The organism is Bacillus sp. NMTD17 (assembly GCF_002998735.1).
Taxonomy (GTDB): Bacteria; Bacillota; Bacilli; order Bacillales; family Bacillaceae; genus Bacillus.
In genome coordinates this window covers 449,709-468,342 of sequence record NZ_PVRH01000003.1, presented here as the reverse complement: position 1 = coordinate 468,342, position 18,634 = coordinate 449,709, and the positions used below count along the sequence as shown (strand labels likewise).

Here is an 18,634-nt window from a genome sequence, read left to right as displayed (position 1 = left end):
TGATCGGGTGAAAGGCGTTTTTTCTATGAATGTGATGATTGTTTTTTCATATATTGGGATAATTCCATAATCATTGCACCCATTCTCTCAAGTGACGGAGCTAGAATTCTGTCTATTCCCTCTTCTTTTAAAGCTTCAGCTGTGACTTTTCCGACGGCCACTGCCAGTACGTGCTGCTCGAATAGCTCTTGGAGTTCTTGTTTTCTGCCCCATTTTGCCGCTAGTGTGAAAAAGGCGTGAACCTGAACAGCGGTTGTAAAACAGACGGCATGGACTTTATCATCTTTCATTTCTTGAAGCAATGTTTCTGCGGCCTCTGGTTCAGGAGGTGTGTGCTGATAAGGTAAAAGCGGCAAAACATCAGCCCCTTTGTCATGTAAAAACTGGATGAGAGCCGGAGCGTTTTCCCCGTGAAGCTGCACCATGACGCGTTTGCCATGAAACTCCTTGTCTTCAAGCTTTGAGATCATGTCACGAACCGTTCCATCTTCATCAGATACGTCTGGCTGAATTCCGCGTTTTTTGAGTGCTGCAAAGGTTTTATACCCTCTTGAAGCAATATGCGCATTTGATAGAATGTGCATAAATGCTTCCCCCAGATGAAGCTCTTCTGCACTCTCAATCAATGTGTCTGTCCCGATGCCTGTTGTGAAAATCACCCAATCCGCACCTTGCTTCACAAAGGTTTCAATGCCTGGCTTTAACTCCTCTTTGGCTAAAAATACAGTTCCTTGAAGAGAACGAATAACGGCTTGTCCTCCTTGCTTTTCGACAAGTGTACGCATTTCTTCTGTTTTTCTCGTTCCACAAATGGCAATCGTTTTTCCAGCTAAGCCTTTACTCATTTTATCCCTCTTTTTCTATCACATTTGATATGTATTAAATATAGATTTATTTGGAAGACGTTGCAAGTGTCTACTAAAAAAGAGCTTGACGTTTCGGTCTAATTCGAGTATCTTTTGTAAGTGCAAATTGTAGGAGGTCATTATGGAAAAACAGAATGTTCAAGCTATTCGATTATCAATTGCAGACCCAACACCACTTGGTTTGTTTGGTTTAGCAATGGTGACGCTCGTTGCGTCCTCACAAAAACTAGGAATTACAGATGGCACTTCCCTTATTTTACCTTGGGCTATCTTCCTTGGAGGCATCGCGCAGCTAATCGCGTCCATACAAGATTCAAAGCATCATAATATTTTTGGAGCCACTGCCTTTGGCGCATTCGGTCTTTTTTGGATGGGCGTTGGAACGACTTGGCTCATTCAAGCCGGCGTTTTTGGGAAAACGCTTGCGGGAGCAGCAGATCCAAAACAACTAGGTTTTGCGTTTATCGGTTATTTGATTTTCAGCTTGTTTATGACGATTGGTGCAATGGAAACACATAAAGTATTATTTTTGATTTTCGTCTTTATTGATTTCTTATTCCTTGGTCTTTCCCTTAGCTCGTTTGGTGTGATGTACGATGTGACTCATACCATTGCAGGTATCGCAGAATTGATCATTTCCCTGCTTTCGTTTTATGGTTCAGCAGCAGTTGTGCTCAATACTCATTTTGGCCGTACTGTGCTGCCAATTGGACAACCATTTCGTATTTTTACAAAAGCATAAATAAAAAAGAACTGCTTTGTGCAGTTCTTTTTTCATGTTTATTTTTCTTGTGCCTCTTGGAAGATCTCTCCGATGATTTCATACGAGCGCATTCTTTCTTGATGGTCAAACATATCCGAATTAATCATCACTTCGTCTGCTTGAGTGGCTTCAATAAAGGCTTCCAATTCTTTTTTCACCTTTTCTTTATCCCCGATCATTGTCGAACTTAATTGTTCATCCACCATCGCTTTTTCATACGGACTCCAAAGGCCGTCCATACTGTCAACAGGCGCTTTGAGTTTTCCTGGAGTATTTCGAATGAGACTCAAAAACCGCTGATAATGAGAGGTCGCCAAATATTCAGCTCGCTCTGTTTGATCTGCAGCAAAAACTGTCACACCCACCATGGCATAAGGCTCTTTTAACACATCAGAAGGTCTAAATGACTGTCTATACAACTCTAAAGCAGGAATTGTATTTTTAGGTGAAAAATGTGCCGCAAAGGCAAATGGCAATCCAAGCTCTCCTGCAAGTCTTGCGCTAAAACCGCTTGAACCAAGCAGCCAAATCGGAATGTCTAGACCCTCTCCTGGAACGGCTCTTACATGTTTTTTGACCTGTCCGGTTGGTTTAAAATATTGCCGAAGTTCTTCTAGCTGCTCAGGGAAATCTTCTCCGTTATGAAGGTTACGTCTGAGAGCTCTTGCCGTTAACTGATCTGTCCCTGGTGCTCTTCCAAGACCTAAATCAATTCTCCCCGGATATAATGTCTCAAGTGTCCCAAATTGTTCGGCAATGACAAGTGAAGAGTGGTTTGGCAGCATAATCCCGCCAGATCCTACTCGAATTTTTTCGGTTCCCCCAGCAATATATCCAATTAAAACGGACGTTGCAGAGCTCGCAACACCTTCCATATTATGGTGTTCTGCTAGCCAGTATCTATGATAACCCCACTTCTCCGCCTTTTTTGCTAAATCCATACTATGTTCAAAAGACTCCTTAATGGTGCCTCCTTCTGTCACAGAGGATAAATTTAAAACGGAATAAGCTGTGCGCTGTAAAACTGATTGACTCATAAATGATGTCCCCATTTCTGTCAAAAATCATACTAGTTATATACTTTCAACACCATAACATAAAATCATGAAACATTTAAATGATTTGATTCGATGATTTTCGAAATGATGAGTTTCTAGGTTTTACTTCAAATTTGAAAATTTGCACATAGAATGAAATATCAATTTTAGGAGATGGGCAATTTGTACAATCAATTCGATCACAAATGTCCCTTTTGCGGTAAATATCATGAGCAGCCTCATTACAAAAGATCACGTCATGACCGTCCTCAAAGAAGAGACTGTCCATTTATCAATCAAGAACATTCAAAACAAAACAGGTCTCGAGGGAATCCCCCTGTGAAAAAGGAGAAAAACAATCAAAAACAATTCAAAGGGTTGGACGAAGAGGCCCAGCAGGTCCCGCTGGGCCAACCGGACCAACTGGACCTGCTGGCGGATTAACCGGCACCCTCCCTTTTAACCCCTCACAATCACAAGATTACGAGGCGGGTCAAGTTGTCACGTTTAATGGCAGTATTTATATAGCCAATGTAGATGCTCCATCAGGAATACCTGGGCTCTCCCCCGACTATACACTTTTGGCAGCTTCTGTGGAAACTGGTCCGACTGGCCCTACAGGGATAGAATTAAGTGGTGCTAAAGCATATGATCCTGCAATAGCATCAACATATTCAGTGGGTCAAGTGGTCACTTATGAAGGTGGTACGTATATTGTGGACTCTGCTCCACCTTTAGGTACGCCAGATACGTCACCGGATTATACGCTTTTGGCAGCACCTGTGCTACAGGTTCAACAGGTAGCACAGGTGCTGCTGGACCTACTGGTGAAACGGGAATCACCGGTGCTACTGGGCCTACTGGACTACCAGGGCTACTGGAATCACCGGATCGGGGTAGTACCAGCGAAGCTGACACCACCCGCAATAAGGAAATATCAAGGTAATAATAAGTTGCTTAAGTTAAATACCTCCAACACACATACCCCCGTCCTGTTTTATGAATAATACCAACGCGACGAGCCCAATGACGATTGATGTGATCACAACCATGCTACTCCAACCTTCAGATCCTTCGCCGGCCTTACTGAAGCCAAAGACAACTCCTCCGAATCCAACAGATAGTAGATCAATCCGAGGCTTAGTGACATCGGTAATGTTTTTCAAATACTTAAGCCCTATCAATAACCCTATGACCAAAAGTGGCAGGGAGATCCAAAAGATGTAATGCCATGTTAAATATTCTATTAATAGACCGCCTATAGTCGGTCAGACGCTGGTGCGACCATGATAACCAGAGAGACCAATCCCATCGCCGCCCCCCGCTTTTCCAGTGGATATATAACAAGAACGGTATTAAATATGAGTGGAAGCAACAATCCCATGCCAACCGCCTGTAAAACTCGGGCGAACATCAACATTTCAAAATTGAATGCCAGTGCCGCAATCAATGTACCTACGATTAAACTCATGACCAAACCTATGAACAGCTTCCTTGTGGAAAACGTCTGCAACAGCAACCCACTCACTGGCATTAAAATACCAAGAGGGCATAAAACTGGTTGTTAACCACTGTGCGGTTGCAGGCGAAATTTGGAACACTTCTATTAAATTAGTCAATGCTATATTTAGAGAGGTTTCGTTAAACATGCCAACAGCACCGCAGATAAGTAACGCTGTCAAGATGGCCCGCGTATTGTATTGATTCTTCATTTTATATATCCTCATAAATCTATTTTTAATTAATATCAGATTATTTTTTAGCAAATCCTTGTTTGTTTAAATACTCAAGCATAAAAGGGAGTCTACTTCTTTCAAGATGATCCTCGATGTGATCTTTCCATCCCTTTACTTTCTTAACTGTGAAAGGCGCTTTAACCGGACGATTTTGGTAATATTCACGCATCTGTTGGTCATAAGTTGTTAATTTTTCTTCATCTAGTGGTTGATACTGATTATCAAACATGACCATCGATTGAGGCAAACGTGGTTTTAGTCCAGGCTTCTCTCCAGCAGGATGTCCTATGCATAGCCCCACTAACGGAATCACATACTTTGGTAAATTTAATACCTCGGTTAATTCTGAGATATTAGCTCTTACTCCACCGATATAAACACCACCGAGTCCCATTGATTCCGCCGCAGTTAAAGCATTTTGAGCCATTAACCCAGCATCGAATGTACCTATTAATAGGTATTCAATATAGTCAAGGTCAACCTTGGGTGCAATTTCATGATTCCTGTTAAAATCTGCACAAAAAATCCAAAATTCTGCTGCTTCTTCAATATAAGGTTGATTTACAGAGAGCTGCATCACTTTTTTTCGTAATTCTGGATCTGTAATTCTAATGATAGAAACCACTTGTAGTAGACTGAATGATGAAGTTTGATTAGCTGCCTTAAAGATTGCATCTCGTTGTCCCTCTGTCAGTGGTTGATTAGTGAAAGAACGAATGGATGTATGATTATGAAGCAATTCAAGGGTATTATTCATTTGAACCTCTCCTCTATTAATTATTGTTCTCTTTCAGCCTTCCGTATTGGTAAGGAACTCCCATATTCTCGCGCAGTGTTTTCCCTTCATATTCCCTGTGGAATAAACCGCGGTCCTGCAAAATTGGGACAACCAGTTCCACAAAATCAGCAACTCCATCATAGGCTATATCCGGAACAACCGAGAAGCCGTCACATGCACCAGCCAAAAACCATTCTTCCAAGAAGTCAGCAACTTGTACGGGGGTACCTGCAACTACTGGATGATAGTTAATAACCCCATGAGCAAGAACATCACGAATGGAGATCCCTCTTTTCAGCAGCTCTAAAGCTCTGTGGGACCGTGGATCCATTGGATTGGCATATGCCTTTTTCAACAAGTCAGCTGATAAAGGTTGATCAATATCAACCGAATTCTCCGATAGTCGTAAACCAACCATTGAACCAAGGTAACTTACCCTTCCTGGAATCTCCTCAGGATTAAAACTCATAAGCTGTCTTCGTCGTTCTAGTCCTTCTTCTTCAGTTGAGCCTAGGGAAAACATAAAACCTGTATATATCTTGATGTCATCGGGATTTCTGCCAAAACGGGCAGCACTTTGTCGAAGCGCTTGTCTGTGTTCACGAGCAGATTCTATATCATAAGGATTTGCATAAACACCAGAAGCGTATCTTCCCGCCAATTCCAATCCTTCAACCCCTCCACCTGCTTGAAAAATAACTGGCTGACCTTGCTCAGAGGGTGGGATGGGCAAAGGACCACGAGATGCATAATATTCCCCTTGAAGATTAATAGGCCGAATTTTGTCCATGTCGGCAAATTTTCCTCCTTCTACATCTAACGTCCAAGCGTCTGATTCCCAACTCCCCCACAATGCTTGAACAATTTGGATGAATTCATGAGCCATGTCATATCGTTCTTGGCGACTGGCAATCTGAGCACCAAAATTTGCTGCCGCTACTGGATTTGATGTGGTGACAGCATTCCATCCTACACGTCCATGACTTATAACATCCAGTGCTTTGAACTGACGTGCTATGTTATATGGATAATTGAATGTCGTTGATAGGGTAGCAACAAGCCCAATATGTTTCGTTTCTCTAGCTACAGCCATTAGTGCTAACATAGGATCCATAGGGAACATAGGAGTCTGAGGACCTAAGTCATTGTATAATCCAGGAGTATCAGCGATAAAAATCATTTGAAATTTCCCTTTTTCAGCTAATTTAGCTCGCTCCACATAACCATCCGTATTTGTGTAGGCTGCTGGGTCTGTACCAGGCATTCTCCAAGCGTTGAATTCAGCTCCATATCCAGAGACCATTTGTAGTGCCAGTTGCATTTCTTTTCTTTTCATGTATCTTCACTCCTTTATTTTTAAAAGGCTCCAAGTAAACAAAAAAGCCGCTGTAAACTCTTTCTAATTAGATTCAATAAATTTGTAAAACACAAAATTAGCTTACTAACTAATTTGAAACATTTTAGCAAGTATGGATATCAATGTTTCAACTAGACGCATCCTCTTCAGTGGTTTCCTATAAACTTTTTCTTTTTCTTAGTAACTAAACGATATAGACTGATTTTATTTAGCATGCTAAATATCAACATAGAGAAAACTTTAGAATAAGTTTCTCTCCATTCTCTTCATAAGTTCCCTTAAGATTAAGCGTTCTTCCGGTAAAATTGAACCGAGTAATTTTTCTTGTTGCTGCTTCCATTTGAAATCAACAGGTTTCTCTAATTCTTTCCCTCTGTCAGTTAGGTAAATTCGCATAACCCTTGCATCTTGTTCATCACGTTTACGGTATATGAACCCATTTTGCTCCAACGATTTAACCATATTTGTTACCGTAGGCGGCTCACATTTTAAATGTTCACATAGTTGCATTTGTGTTATTCCATCACCTAACCACAAACGAGCGAGTAGTCTATCCTGGCCTACATGAAGATTAAGTTCTCTTAGATTTTCGCTATAATCTCGACGCATTTTGGATGAAATTTTATCTAATGACTCACGAATTTCGCATCCAACTATATCGTTCATAGGTATACCCCCATTACTACGATGTATTTAGTAAGCTAACTATATCATAGTTAAAAATTAGTTGTCCATCTAACTTAAGAGAACTACTCTCATTTTATCAGGCTGAATTTATCTAGAACGGACGACAAAGGGATATGGATCAATGCATCATATCTGTTAAACACTGAAATGTCCGGATTCTGTATATTACACCGTTTTGCCTATCAACTTGTTGTATGGAGTAATTTTGTTACAGACACTAGAATAAAACAAATTCTCAATTTTTAAAAGAGGGCAATAAAAGTTGCCATAGTACATTTTTTTGTACTTAATAGCTTGGTATTACAAAAAAGCTGCCGCAATGACAGCCTAGGCCTTAAATCATTTAGTTTTGAATTAGGGGTAACTTGTAACCAATAAATGTGAGGGCCTTGGTTAGTCTGCCTGCTCCCCAAACTTCTTCCCGAACTCTTCCATCAAATCAATAATAGGGATCAATTCTTCCCCTTTTGAGGTTAGTGAATACTCAACACGAGGAGGAACCTCTGGAAAAACTTTGCGATTAATTAAACCATCCGTTTCCAGTTCTCGAAGTTGCTTTGTAAGAGAACCTTGTGAAATATCCCATAAAAAGGCTTTAATTTCACTATAGCGACGCTCTTTGGTCTTTAAATACCATAGAATTACATATTTCCAACGTCCGGAGAGGATATTTTGGGTATAAGCAATGCCATAAAATTCTCTTTGTTCCTTTATACACTCTTTATCAAATCCATCCTTACATATCCTAGACACCTTCTTCACCCGCTTTCTACTGTTAAGTACAAAAAACTGTACTACGTCAATTTTTTTTGCCTACTTTAAAAAGATGAGAAATGATTTTATTCTAGTATATGTAACAGAAATACTCAATACTTTTTATTATCTAATATATGTTTACAATTTGATAAACATATGATTGTGTAACTTTAAGCTGAATAATTCTTTTATATACAAATACTTTAGGAGGAACAATCATGAGATATGGAATTATAGGTGCTGGACCAATTGGGTCAATTATTTCGAAAAAATTGGTTAAGATTGGACATGATGTCAAAATTGCAGATGCGCGAGGAATTGAACATTTAGAAGGAAAAGAACTTGCTGGAACAGCTGTGCGGGTAGAGGATGCCATTAAAAATATTGATGTTCTAATACTATCGCTCCCTATAAATGTACTTCCAAACATTCGGAACACTATCGATCAAGTTGGTGAGGCAGTCATCATTGTAGATACTTCAAATTATTATCCTTTTAGAAACGGTAAAATTGAAGAAATAGAGAACGGGATGGTTGAAAGTGTTTGGGTTTCAAATCAATTAGGCAGACCTATCATAAAAGCTTTCAACAACTTATTAGCCTACACTTTAGAACATGAAGGAAAATCCGAGGATTCTAGTGGACGAATCGCGATGGCAGTTGCTGGTAATGATCCTACACAAAAATACGAAATCATGGAAGTAGTAAACAAGTTAGGCTTTGACGCAGTAGACAGTGGTTCTTTAAGTGACTCTTGGAGACAGCAGCCAGGAACTCCTGCTTACTGCACAGAGTTAACAAAAGATGATCTTACGAAAGCGTTGAAAAAGGCAAATAAAGAAAAAGCACCCTTACTACGGGACAAGGTGATGGAACGGTTTGCAGAGCTCTTTGCAGAAAAAAAGGAAGGCGAATTTTCACATAAGGATATTGTGAATATAAACAGAGAAATATACAATTTATAAAAACAAAAGGTGCACTCAGTTAAGGTGTACCTTTTTGTATATCCATATATACCTATTTTGCTAAAAAAATCATAACTACTAATTGAAATTCTGAAAGATTCAAGAGTCCGTTAAGTTGGATCTTAATTCTTTCAAAACAGAATTTATTTATAATTATGTTTTAAATCCCTCTTCTACTAACCTGCCCTACACGTTTAAGAACATTCTTTCAAAAGGTTATCTAAAATGAAGACAGTGTTGCACAGTAATGGTCTAATCCGTATTACTTACTTACATTCTTGTTCAACTTTACTGCCTTTGGTTTAAGTAAAGATCGTCACAATCATAACGAGTCAAACTGGAAATTCATTCAAACAATCCTCGACAATATGGCCTGATTGCGGAAAAGAGTAACTGGAGCTTTTAACTTTACTACTTTTTTATAAAGTAGTGTTTGTTATGCAATTGCTGTAACAAAAAAGACCCTACTTATCAGGCCCTTTCTGAGTTGGGAAAAGTCATTAAAACCATTTTCTTGTGTGATTATATAGGCTCGGAAGACATTCGGAGAGAAATTAATGAAGGCCTCAATGTTGTAGAGAATTGGAATTCCGCCAACAGCTTTATTTTTTACGGAAAGGGTGGAGAAATTTCAACAAATAGATTGGAAGACCAGGAGGTTGCCGTTCTTTCCCTACATTTATTGCAAAATTGCCTCGTGTATATTAATACACTCATGATTCAATTTGTATTATCGGAAAAGCAGTGGCAAGATATGATGACACCTGAAGACTTAAGAGCGTTAAGTCCACTTATCTATAGCCATGTAAATCCTTATGGTATCTTTAAATTGGATATGATGGAGAGAATTCCAATCGAAGAAATACAATCAGAAAAAGAAAATACTTTGCATATTTAACTTTATTCCTTATTGCGGGTAGTGACAGCTTCGCTGGTACTACCCCGGATCAACGGGACCTACTGGAGTTACAGGAATCACTAGTGTTGCTGGAACAGGTGGTTTTACGGATACAGCACTTTATGCTGCTAATAGTTCTGGCCCTACCATTGTTACTGTAGCCGGAGGAACGAATATTCCTTTGCCAAACTTTCAAAACATTACTGGTTTTACAGCAAACGGCACAAGTACTGTTTTTACCGTTCTGCAAACTGATAAATATTATATTACGTATCAAGTCAACACCACTGCAGCTCTTTTAATTAATACATGTTTGCTTTTAAATGGAGCAACCACTGTGCCTGGTTCTGTTCAATCACCTGTTATCTCTACTTCGTTTATCCATAATACTGTAATCGTTAATTTAACAGCTGGAAGCATCATTTCACTGCAGTTTTTTGGGGCTGTTGCCACAGCTGTTTTAGTTGGCGGGGGTGCTGCTGCAGGTGCTGCCTTGACCATTATACGGCTCAGCTAAACGAAAAAAGAAAGGCTTTTTCAGCCTTTCTTTTTTATGTCTTCTATTACATTTATACAATGTTCAATATCATGAGACTGCAAAAGGTGAAAAATAGATTGGATGATTGCAAACTCTAAATTCCACCATTCTAATAACTGCAGTTTTTCGATCATTTCGGATGAAAACCGATATTTCATGAACTGCTGCGGATTTCCTGCAGCAATTGCATATGGCGGCACATCTTTTGTGATGACACTATTTGCTCCGATCACTGCTCCGTTCCCTATACATACTCCTGACATAATCGTCGCGCCATATCCAATCCATACGTCGTGTCCTATCTGCACATCTCCTTTTGATTTGGGATGTCCTTTGATGTGGGCAGCTTCTTTGAAAATTTGATTAAACGGATACGTTGTGACCCAATCTGTCCGGTGTTCACCGCCAAGGAAAATTTTCACTTCGTTTGCGATGGAACAAAACTTCCCAATGTTTAGTGTCGCACCTTCCCCCCATGTCAGCACTTGGAAATCTGGTCCGGCATAAGAAAAATCACCGATATTGTGCGAGCTCAGTTCACTTCTTTGATTCAAAAACATAGAAGATCAGACCTCCTGAAAAGTGATAGATCTTCGTATGTATATGCTGCTTCACACTTTCACATTATGACTGAACAAGCGCTACAATTTGTTTTTTCTTCCATACGAGCTGATAGTAGCCGTATTGAAGGAGTAAGTTCACAAAGAAAGCCGCAGGATAGCCAATCCATATGCCCTTGATGCCAAGGGATGTGTAGTGCGATAGCACATAAGCGACTGGTACTTCTACAAGCCAAATGGAGCAAATACTAAAGATTGTTGGCCATAAAACTGTTCCACTTGCTCTCATCGTGGCTGCAACAATTTGGGCCGTTCCAAAAATAAGATAGCTCCATAATGTAATGACGACCAAGCTATAGGCAATGTCAATCGTCTTAGAATCTGTTAAAAAGATAGATAAAATCTGTGGTGCAAAGAGATAAACGATGATAATAATGAATCCGCCTATGGCAAAATTGAGCCCTAACCCGATTTTTATCACATCTTTCAAGCGGTTGATATTCCCTGCACCGATGAATTGTGCTGCAAAGATAGAGACTGCAATGCCAAGACTCACTGCCGGCATCTGCACATAGCTCACGACTTGATTGACAACACCATAGGCAGCTGTGGCCTGTGATCCATAATCGTTGACAAAAGAAATAACAGCAATTTCTGATAAAGAAATAAGGATCATATTAATGCTCGATGGAATGCTGAGCTTTAATAATGTTTTTAGTAGATCCCCTTTCATCAATAAATGCTTTCTCACTGATGCATCAATGCGAAGCGGGTGCTTTGTCTTATATAAGTAGATATGTAGAATAATAAACGTCACAATGGTTGAAATCACAGAAGCATATGCAGCGCCGTATAAACCAAATGCCGGCAGTCCCATCCAGCCAAATAATAAAATGGGCAGCGTCAAAATATTCGTTGCCGTACTAATCATTAAGAAATAAAAAGGCGTTTTTGAATCCCCAGTTCCTCGCAGGAAGGTCGTGTAAACAAAATAAAGAAATAAGATCGGCATTGAGATGAATAGAATTCTGGCATATGCCGCACTTTCCTCCACAATATTTGCAGGTGTTCCCATGAGATTTAGGATGTCTGTTGCAAATAAACCTCCAATGATCGCTAAAGAAAGTCCGATTAAAAAGGTGAATGAAAGCGTTGTGCCAATAATTTCTTTTAATCTTTTTTCATTTTTCGCGCCATACGCTTGTCCAATAAGGATGGAACTTCCCGATCCAATTCCAATGGAAAAAGAAACGAGTAAAAAGAAAAGCGGAAAGAATGCAGAAATAGCAGCTACTGCATCCTCTCCAATCCATCTACCGACAAGAACGATGGATACAAGCTGTCCGATTGATTGCAAAATATTGCTAAGCAAAAGCGGGACGAGAAAAATGGACATGGTTTTTACTAAAGATTGATTGTTATCTAACGTCATGATGGTACTCCTTCTCTATCTAAAGATTCTCAGCTAAAATGCTGACAATATGGTCTTCTATCTCTTTCCCTTTTTCGTCATCAACAAGATGATTTAATAAAATGGAAAAGGCGACCGTCTTTCCGCTCTTCGTGTCAATATATCCAGAAAGTGTGCTAACCGTTGTTAATGAACCTGTTTTTGCACGTACTTTTTCTAGTGTAGCTGGTTCTTTCAATCTGTTCCTTAACGTCCCTCCGACCATTCGTTCACTTGCCCCTGCTAACGGAAGCGCATGTTCATAGGTCTTAAACCATTTTTCCTTTTGAATGTTTGTCAAAAATAACGTGAACTGGTTGGCAGAAACAAGGTTAATAGGAGATATGCCCGACCCATCTCGCAGCACTGCATGCGAAGGATTGATGCCAAAAGCAGGAAGCCTTTCATTCATGACATCCAGTCCATCCTCAAAGCTCCCTTTGCTTTTCACTTGTTTTCCAAGTTCCTTTAGCAACATTTCTGCATGGGTATTGTTGCTGAGTTTCATCATGGGAACAAGCAGATCTGATAAAGGCATCGATGAATGGGTGGCAATTTTCTTGGCTTTTTTAGGAACTTGTTTTGTTTTAAGCGGTCCTTTTACTTGAATCCCTTCCGCCTTTAACGCTCGTTTCATTAAATCTAACGCATAAGTGGTTGGCTCCCATAACGCTACCCATTGTCTAGATGAACTCGCTTTAACCGGAATGGTTCCAGTCAACGTAATCTTGTTTGTGCCGTGAGAGCGCTTAAAAGAAATTTTCTTTTTTCCGCCTTCTGGCACGGTTTTTACTTGATTCATGACTTGAGGGACAGAAGTCTTCGGGATGATGTCATAGGTCGCTTTTTGCCCTGCTTTCTTTCCTGGTTTTACTTCGAGAATCACGGTTCCTGCATCATAATCTTGATTCGGTGAAGCTGTGAGAGCAGAGATTTGTGCACCGTAATATTGATCTTCATCACTCCAAGGCAAATCAATAGAATATCGCGTATCATCATACCAAGTGTCATCTGCCGCAAGCTGTCCGCGAATCGTATGTATTCCGGCCTTTTTCACTTGTTTGGCAAGTGCTGCAAAATCCTCCTCTAATAAAGTCGGATCCCCGGTACCGCGTAGATACAGGTTGCCATGTAACGTTTTCTTTTGAATAGAACCATCCATCCAGATATCTGTCAGGAATGTGTGTGTTTCTCCTAGTATATCAAGGGCGATGGCTGATGTGAGCAGTTTCATATTAGAAGCAGGAGTAAGACGAATATCGGCTTGATGTTCATAAAGAAGAGAGGAGTCAGAAGTATTGCGGACGCTGACGCCGGAGATCGCGCCCTCTAAATCAGGTGCTGTTCGTATGAATTCATCTAAAGCTGTCATCCACGGCAGTGAGTCGTCACGAGCTGTAAGTTGATCATCTTTTGCTGAAAAAGGGAGAAATAAAATCGACAGGATACATATTTGTAAAAACAAGAGCTGTGAAAAACGCTTCACGCAATCCCTCCTTTTTTATCGCAGCCAATTTTAGAAGAATATGTTCATTATACACAAAAGAACGTTTGTTCTCAAAGGTTTTTTAAACAGAAAAGTCAGCTTTCTTTGACGAAAACTGACAAGCCCTTTACCTCTTTTCTGGATTCCAGCCATCGGTTCCGCCAAGAACAGCTTGCACCGTGATTTGACTTGCTTCGTTTTTCGTTAAAATGTTGGACCATTTAACGCGATTTGCTACATTGCTTCCGGTCCCAGTCGATCCATATTCTTTATATCTTGCTGTTCTTTCGTTATCACGGTTATCCCAGTTATGCCATCCCTCTGCCTTAATATGTTCATCCATTTTTGTATAGAGGAATGTCACAGCGGAATGAGGCCTCCACGGACGTCCTAAATAAACCGATTGAGCAGCTGCCGTCCCCTTTTTCAACGTAGAATCGATGAATACATAGCCATACCTTTGTGCTTCTGTTGTGGATGCTGCAGTAATATACCCATTTCCAAGACTTTTTATTTCAGCTCTTTTAAACACAGCTGTGGCTGATCCAAAAATAAAATCGACCGTGCCCTCGATATAGCAGTTTTCATAATATTGCCGGCCTGAGCCTGTTGCATAAAGTGTATCTTGATACCCTAAGACCCGTATTTGTTTGAACGCAGCCCGGTCGCCAGACACATACAGCGCAACCGCCTGACCAGCATGTCTGCCAGCTGTATTTTGAAAGGTGATATTTTCTGCGTAAAAGTCGTTCGAACGAATCATAGTGCTGGAGCTATTTGTTGTGCTGCCAGTTCTTGCATTTGTATCATCATACGTCAGAATCGTCTTGTGCTGGTTTTCGCCGATAAAGGACACGTGCGGTTTATTTTGCGGAAGCAGGATCTTTTCTTTATACACACCATTTTTAATATAGATCGTTACGCGCTGTTGATTGTTCGCTGGAATCGCATCAATGGCAGACTGAACGGTTCGAAACGTGCCATTTCCCTTATGATCGACCACAAGGACGCGGTTTGTTTGATTCTGATGACCGGCTGCTTGAAGTGAAGCTGAGTCAAATAGTAATAAAGACAAAACGAATACAAGCCATACCTTTCCATACTTCATCGCACATCTCCTCCTCTTTGTGAACATTTTCAATCAAACATTCTTTTTGATCCTATTCATGACACACAAAAAAAACACCCACTTAATTTTGTTGTGGATGTTTTTTAGATTTTTCATATTTTATCGCATAAATCCCTTCATTTTCAATCCATTCACAAAATAGAACGTCTCGATGAGAAGAAATGTGCTGCTTTTTTAATTGCTCACTCAGCCATGTTTCGTCAAAGCCAGCTTCTTGTAGGTCATCTTTTAAAATTTCGCCATCAATAATAAATGTTCTAGGCAATTTGACTTCTTTTCCCTTCACGTTCACATCTTCTGCTGTGGCAGTTGCGTATTTCATTTTCGGAAGAACACTGACAGAGCCGTCTGTTTCCAAAATGGCATATTCTATTTCATGCAAGGCAAAATGACCTTTCGCGCGAATCAGTGTCTGCAGCTGATTGAGATCAAGCATATTTTTCTTCAAACGATTGTAGTGAATGTTCCCTTTATCAATGACAAGCGTAGGTCTTCCTTCTAAAAAGGCTCGAATACCTTTAAAGCGTTGTGAAAACCATTCAACTGTATAGATGAGAACGCCCCACACTGCAACAGCAAACAAAATGTGCTGAATCTTGACTTCTGGGTCAAAAATGGCGTTTCCGACCATTTCGCCTAAAATCAGTGCAGAAATAAAATCAAACGGCGTGATTTGTGCAAACTGTGTTTTCCCTAATAATTTTGTAATAAAAAATAAGGCGGAAAACCCGATAAATAGTTCAATCAAAATACTAAAAAACGGCACAGAAATTCCTTCCTTTCTTGCTGCATTTACATACAGCATATACATGAAAGGAAGGATCTAAACTATTTATGAGGGCAATAAAATAAAGACATCGTCCCCCTCGACCAATGTTTCATACGTTTTAACGCATCCGTGATCTGGTGCTTGAACGTTCCCTGACGAAAGATCAATCTTCCAATCATGCATTGGACAGAAGACATGGTCTCCACTTACCATTCCTTCAGCCAGAACACCGCCTTTATGAGGGCAGCGGTTTTCAATGGCTTTGAACTGCTTATTAGAGGTTTGAAAGACAGCTAATTCAAGAGTACCGGCTGCGACTGTTTTCCCTAGCTGCAGCGGAAAATCTGAAAGGGTGCCAATGTGAACTTTTACAACTGAAACTGTCATATGATCTCATCCCTTCAATTGATTTATACAGAAGCCGTCGCTTTTTGAAATAATTGTTTCGTGTCTTTTTGACTCTCGCGCAGCTCCTGCCAAGGCTCCTCATACGTTGACAGTGCGATGTCCATTCTTTGGATTAAGGCTTCTCGTTTCTCATCATCTAGGAGTACTGATTGAATATGATCTAATCCAAGTCGTTCAACCCAAGCAGAGGTTCTTTCTAGATAATTTGCCGTTTCTCTGTAATATTGAAGGTACGCAGCTGCCACTTGCTCTACTTCTTCTGCTGTACTGACCTTCATCAATAAATCTCCAGCCCGCAAGTGTGTGCCGCCATTTCCGCCGGCGTACAATTCAAACCCTCCATCAATTCCCACAATGCCAAGGTCTTTAATGCCAGATTCTGCACAGTTTCTAGGGCAAGCAGAGACAGCCATTTTGACTTTATGCGGTGTCGCTAGACCTTCGAATTTCTTTTCAAGTGCAATGCCAAGAGCCATCGAGTCCTGTGTGCCGAACCGGCAAAATTGTTCTCCAACACAAGTTTTGACCGTTCTTAAAGATTTTCCGTAAGCATAACCAGATGGCATATCCAGGTCTGCCCATACTTTAGGTAAATCTTCTTTTTTGACACCTAGAAGGTCAATACGCTGGCCGCCAGTCATTTTCACAAGCGGTATTTCATATTTGTCGACGACATCAGCTATTTTTCTCAGGTCATTTGCATTTGTCACGCCGCCGTACATCCGCGGAACAACCGAATAGGTGCCATCTTTTTGAATATTGGCATGCATGCGTTCATTCACAAATCGTGAGCTCTTTTCATCTTTGTACTCAAGAGGTTGAAGCATGCCTAAATAATAATTCAGGGCAGGTCGGCATTTTGAACAGCCTTCCTCTGTCTCCCAGTCAAGTACGTTCATCACTTCTTTGACATGCTGCAGGCCCCTCTCTTTGATTTCATGAATGACTTCATCTCGTGAACGAGTGGTGCAGGCGCAGATGGTTTCTTTTTGGGCTGTTCGGTTCGCATCATCGCCCAACGTGTGCCAAAGAATCTCTTCGACAACGGGCTTGCAGCCTCCACATGATCGTGAGGCACTTGTACATTGCTTCACTTCCTGAATCGTTGTTAAGCCTTCTTTTTGAATGGCTTCCACAATCTGACCCTTTGAGACACCATTACAGCCGCAAACGATATGGTCATTTTCCATGCTTTCAATCATGCTTTCTTGCGCCGGATCATTCGAGGTTAAGACAGATACCTTCTCCATATCCGACATATCTACCCCTTCTCTAATATACGAGAATAGACGAGGTCCATCGCTTGTTTCTCCAAACATGACGGCACCTACTAATCGGTTTTGCTGGAAGACTAGTTTTTGATAGATGCCTTTTTGTTCGTCAAAGATTTTGATCGCTTTTTTCTCATCGTTTTCTATAAAGTCACCAGCTGAAAACACGTCAACTCCCGATACTTTCAGTTGCGTTGACAGAACAGAGCCTTCATATGGCACAGGATTCATGTCACATACATGCCCAGCAAGCACATTCGCTTGATCGTATAAAGGAGCGACAAGCCCGTACGTTTGTCCTCTGTGTTCTACACATTCTCCGACGGCATAAATGCCTGGGACACTCGTTTCCATGAAATCATTGACGATAATACCTCGGTTCACTTCAAGGCCGCTTATTTCTGCAAGCATTTTACTTGGTTTAATTCCTACAGCCATGACGACTAGGTCTGTCTCAAGTGTCGTGCCATCTGAAAATGATAACCCTTCAACTCTTGTATCTCCTAAAATCTCATTTGTCTGTTTTCCTAACAGGAAGTTCATGCCCTGTTCTTCTAATGCTTTTTGTAGAAGCTGACCTGCAATAGGGTCTAGCTGGCGTTCCATTAAATGAGAGCTGAGGTGAATGACATTCACTTCCATGCCTAAGTTGAGTAGGCCGCGTGCTGCTTCCAGTCCAAGAAGGCCGCCTCCAATGACTGCTGCTTTTTTGTACCTGCTAGAGGCATTGACCATTTCCTCTGTGTCTTGCAATGTACGAAAGGCCGTCACGCCTTTTTTATCACGCCCTGGAATCGGCAGGATAAACGGAAGTGACCCTGTTGCTAAAATCAATCGGTCATAATGCACGGTCCGTCCTTGATCACTGGTGACTGTTTGGTTATCTGTATCGATCTTCACAATGGTCTCATTTGTAAACAACTGAATATCATGCTCCTGATACCAATTCCAATCGTTTAGTGTAATATCTTCAACCTTCGTATCTCCTTGAAGCACCTTCGATAAAAGAATCCGGTTATAGTTAGGATGCGGTTCACTTCCAAATACCGTCATGTCGAATCGTTCGCTGTCTGTTTTTAAAATGTTTTCGAGGCTTCGAATGCCAGCCATACCGTTCCCCACTAATACGAGTTTTTCTTTCACGATAAAACACCCCTCATGTGATCATTTTTAGAAAGTA

Annotated in this window: 18 protein-coding genes and 2 pseudogenes; 5 read left to right on the top strand and 15 right to left on the bottom strand. The window is 40.7% G+C overall.

Going from position 1 to position 18,634, the window contains the following annotated elements; genetic code table 11:
- Positions 1–23: 23 nt before the first annotated feature.
- Positions 24–845, bottom strand: coding sequence for a uroporphyrinogen-III synthase (locus tag C6347_RS12075; RefSeq protein WP_060596502.1), 822 nt, complete (start codon positions 843–845; stop codon positions 24–26).
- A 142-nt stretch (positions 846–987) separates the two neighbouring features.
- Here C6347_RS12075 and C6347_RS12070 point away from each other — a divergent pair, with 142 nt between their 5' ends.
- Positions 988–1,608 carry an acetate uptake transporter gene (locus C6347_RS12070; protein WP_060596503.1) on the top strand — a complete coding sequence of 207 codons (621 nt, stop codon included), beginning with the start codon at positions 988–990 and terminating at the stop codon, positions 1,606–1,608.
- 38 nt (positions 1,609–1,646) lie between these two features.
- Here C6347_RS12070 and C6347_RS12065 read toward each other — a convergent pair whose 3' ends face one another.
- Complete coding sequence (locus C6347_RS12065) at positions 1,647–2,666, bottom strand: LLM class flavin-dependent oxidoreductase (RefSeq protein ID WP_060596504.1); 1,020 nt, start codon at positions 2,664–2,666, stop codon at positions 1,647–1,649.
- A 183-nt stretch (positions 2,667–2,849) separates the two neighbouring features.
- Between C6347_RS12065 and C6347_RS19460 the strand changes: the two genes are divergently transcribed.
- Positions 2,850–3,110 carry a hypothetical protein gene (locus C6347_RS19460; RefSeq protein WP_141227720.1) on the top strand — a complete coding sequence of 87 codons (261 nt, stop codon included), beginning with the start codon at positions 2,850–2,852 and terminating at the stop codon, positions 3,108–3,110.
- Positions 3,111–3,356: 246 nt separating this feature from the next.
- On the opposite strand, the gene C6347_RS19555 is transcribed toward C6347_RS19460, so the two are convergent.
- The 6 genes and pseudogenes from C6347_RS19555 to C6347_RS12040 form a co-directional block, all read right to left on the bottom strand.
- Positions 3,357–3,584, bottom strand: a complete 228-nt coding sequence (locus C6347_RS19555) for a hypothetical protein (protein ID WP_308729465.1) — start codon at positions 3,582–3,584, stop codon at positions 3,357–3,359.
- Between the two features lie 83 nt (positions 3,585–3,667).
- Positions 3,668–4,378: pseudogene (locus tag C6347_RS12060) on the bottom strand (MFS transporter); the annotation flags it as partial.
- A 40-nt stretch (positions 4,379–4,418) separates the two neighbouring features.
- The gene (nfsA, locus tag C6347_RS12055) at positions 4,419–5,159 is read right to left on the bottom strand and encodes an oxygen-insensitive NADPH nitroreductase (RefSeq protein WP_060596507.1); all 741 of its coding nucleotides are present in this window, start codon (positions 5,157–5,159) and stop codon (positions 4,419–4,421) included.
- Between the two features lie 16 nt (positions 5,160–5,175).
- Complete coding sequence (locus C6347_RS12050) at positions 5,176–6,516, bottom strand: NtaA/DmoA family FMN-dependent monooxygenase (protein ID WP_106047897.1); 1,341 nt, start codon at positions 6,514–6,516, stop codon at positions 5,176–5,178.
- 261 nt (positions 6,517–6,777) lie between these two features.
- Positions 6,778–7,203, bottom strand: coding sequence for a MarR family winged helix-turn-helix transcriptional regulator (locus tag C6347_RS12045; protein ID WP_034660872.1), 426 nt, complete (start codon positions 7,201–7,203; stop codon positions 6,778–6,780).
- 414 nt (positions 7,204–7,617) lie between these two features.
- Complete coding sequence (locus tag C6347_RS12040; protein ID WP_170938387.1) at positions 7,618–7,977, bottom strand: winged helix-turn-helix transcriptional regulator; 360 nt, start codon at positions 7,975–7,977, stop codon at positions 7,618–7,620.
- Positions 7,978–8,198: 221 nt separating this feature from the next.
- Between C6347_RS12040 and C6347_RS12035 the strand changes: the two genes are divergently transcribed.
- The 3 genes and pseudogenes from C6347_RS12035 (at position 8,199) to C6347_RS12025 (ending at position 10,360) form a co-directional block, all read left to right on the top strand.
- Positions 8,199–8,945: an NADPH-dependent F420 reductase gene (locus C6347_RS12035; RefSeq protein ID WP_034660874.1), complete on the top strand. Its 747-nt coding sequence runs from the start codon at positions 8,199–8,201 to the stop codon at positions 8,943–8,945.
- Between the two features lie 451 nt (positions 8,946–9,396).
- Positions 9,397–9,843 (top strand): annotated as a pseudogene (locus C6347_RS12030) (Tn3 family transposase); the annotation flags it as partial.
- A 76-nt stretch (positions 9,844–9,919) separates the two neighbouring features.
- Positions 9,920–10,360, top strand: coding sequence for a BclA C-terminal domain-containing protein (locus C6347_RS12025; RefSeq protein ID WP_181185463.1), 441 nt, complete (start codon positions 9,920–9,922; stop codon positions 10,358–10,360).
- A 20-nt stretch (positions 10,361–10,380) separates the two neighbouring features.
- Here the strand turns inward: C6347_RS12025 and C6347_RS12020 are convergent, their stop codons facing one another.
- The 7 genes from C6347_RS12020 to nirB all read right to left on the bottom strand — a co-directional run bounded on the left by C6347_RS12020 (position 10,381) and on the right by nirB (position 18,597).
- Positions 10,381–10,941 carry a CatB-related O-acetyltransferase gene (locus tag C6347_RS12020; RefSeq protein ID WP_106047900.1) on the bottom strand — a complete coding sequence of 187 codons (561 nt, stop codon included), beginning with the start codon at positions 10,939–10,941 and terminating at the stop codon, positions 10,381–10,383.
- Positions 10,942–11,005: 64 nt separating this feature from the next.
- Complete coding sequence (locus C6347_RS12015; RefSeq protein WP_060596512.1) at positions 11,006–12,373, bottom strand: MATE family efflux transporter; 1,368 nt, start codon at positions 12,371–12,373, stop codon at positions 11,006–11,008.
- A 19-nt stretch (positions 12,374–12,392) separates the two neighbouring features.
- Positions 12,393–13,877, bottom strand: a complete 1,485-nt coding sequence (dacB, locus tag C6347_RS12010) for a D-alanyl-D-alanine carboxypeptidase/D-alanyl-D-alanine endopeptidase (RefSeq protein WP_066030797.1) — start codon at positions 13,875–13,877, stop codon at positions 12,393–12,395.
- A 127-nt stretch (positions 13,878–14,004) separates the two neighbouring features.
- Entirely contained in the window at positions 14,005–14,985 is a 981-nt protein-coding gene (locus C6347_RS12005; RefSeq protein WP_060596514.1) for a pectinesterase family protein, read from the bottom strand.
- An 82-nt stretch (positions 14,986–15,067) separates the two neighbouring features.
- Positions 15,068–15,811 (bottom strand): DUF421 domain-containing protein, encoded by a 744-nt coding sequence (locus C6347_RS12000; protein ID WP_170938391.1) that lies wholly within the window; start codon positions 15,809–15,811, stop codon positions 15,068–15,070.
- Positions 15,812–15,838: 27 nt separating this feature from the next.
- Entirely contained in the window at positions 15,839–16,162 is a 324-nt protein-coding gene (gene nirD / locus C6347_RS11995; RefSeq protein WP_034660879.1) for a nitrite reductase small subunit NirD, read from the bottom strand.
- 23 nt (positions 16,163–16,185) lie between these two features.
- A complete protein-coding gene (nirB, locus tag C6347_RS11990) occupies positions 16,186–18,597 on the bottom strand; it encodes a nitrite reductase large subunit NirB (protein ID WP_106071667.1) in 2,412 nt (803 codons plus the stop codon).
- Positions 18,598–18,634 lie beyond the last annotated feature (37 nt).

Excerpts from the sequence above, each read along its gene's own strand:
- C6347_RS12075 (WP_060596502.1), bottom strand. The coding sequence starts at position 845 with ATGAGTAAAGGCTTAGCTGGAAAAACGATTGCCATTTGTGGAACGAGA.
- C6347_RS12070 (WP_060596503.1), top strand. The coding sequence starts at position 988 with ATGGAAAAACAGAATGTTCAAGCTATTCGATTATCAATTGCAGACCCA.
- C6347_RS12065 (WP_060596504.1), bottom strand. The coding sequence starts at position 2,666 with ATGAGTCAATCAGTTTTACAGCGCACAGCTTATTCCGTTTTAAATTTA.
- nfsA (WP_060596507.1), bottom strand. The coding sequence starts at position 5,159 with ATGAATAATACCCTTGAATTGCTTCATAATCATACATCCATTCGTTCT.
- C6347_RS12050 (WP_106047897.1), bottom strand. The coding sequence starts at position 6,516 with ATGAAAAGAAAAGAAATGCAACTGGCACTACAAATGGTCTCTGGATAT.
- C6347_RS12045 (WP_034660872.1), bottom strand. The coding sequence starts at position 7,203 with ATGAACGATATAGTTGGATGCGAAATTCGTGAGTCATTAGATAAAATT.
- C6347_RS12035 (WP_034660874.1), top strand. The coding sequence starts at position 8,199 with ATGAGATATGGAATTATAGGTGCTGGACCAATTGGGTCAATTATTTCG.
- C6347_RS12020 (WP_106047900.1), bottom strand. The coding sequence starts at position 10,941 with ATGTTTTTGAATCAAAGAAGTGAACTGAGCTCGCACAATATCGGTGAT.
- C6347_RS12015 (WP_060596512.1), bottom strand. The coding sequence starts at position 12,373 with ATGACGTTAGATAACAATCAATCTTTAGTAAAAACCATGTCCATTTTT.
- C6347_RS12005 (WP_060596514.1), bottom strand. The coding sequence starts at position 14,985 with ATGAAGTATGGAAAGGTATGGCTTGTATTCGTTTTGTCTTTATTACTA.
- C6347_RS12000 (WP_170938391.1), bottom strand. The coding sequence starts at position 15,811 with ATGCTGTATGTAAATGCAGCAAGAAAGGAAGGAATTTCTGTGCCGTTT.
- nirD (WP_034660879.1), bottom strand. The coding sequence starts at position 16,162 with ATGACAGTTTCAGTTGTAAAAGTTCACATTGGCACCCTTTCAGATTTT.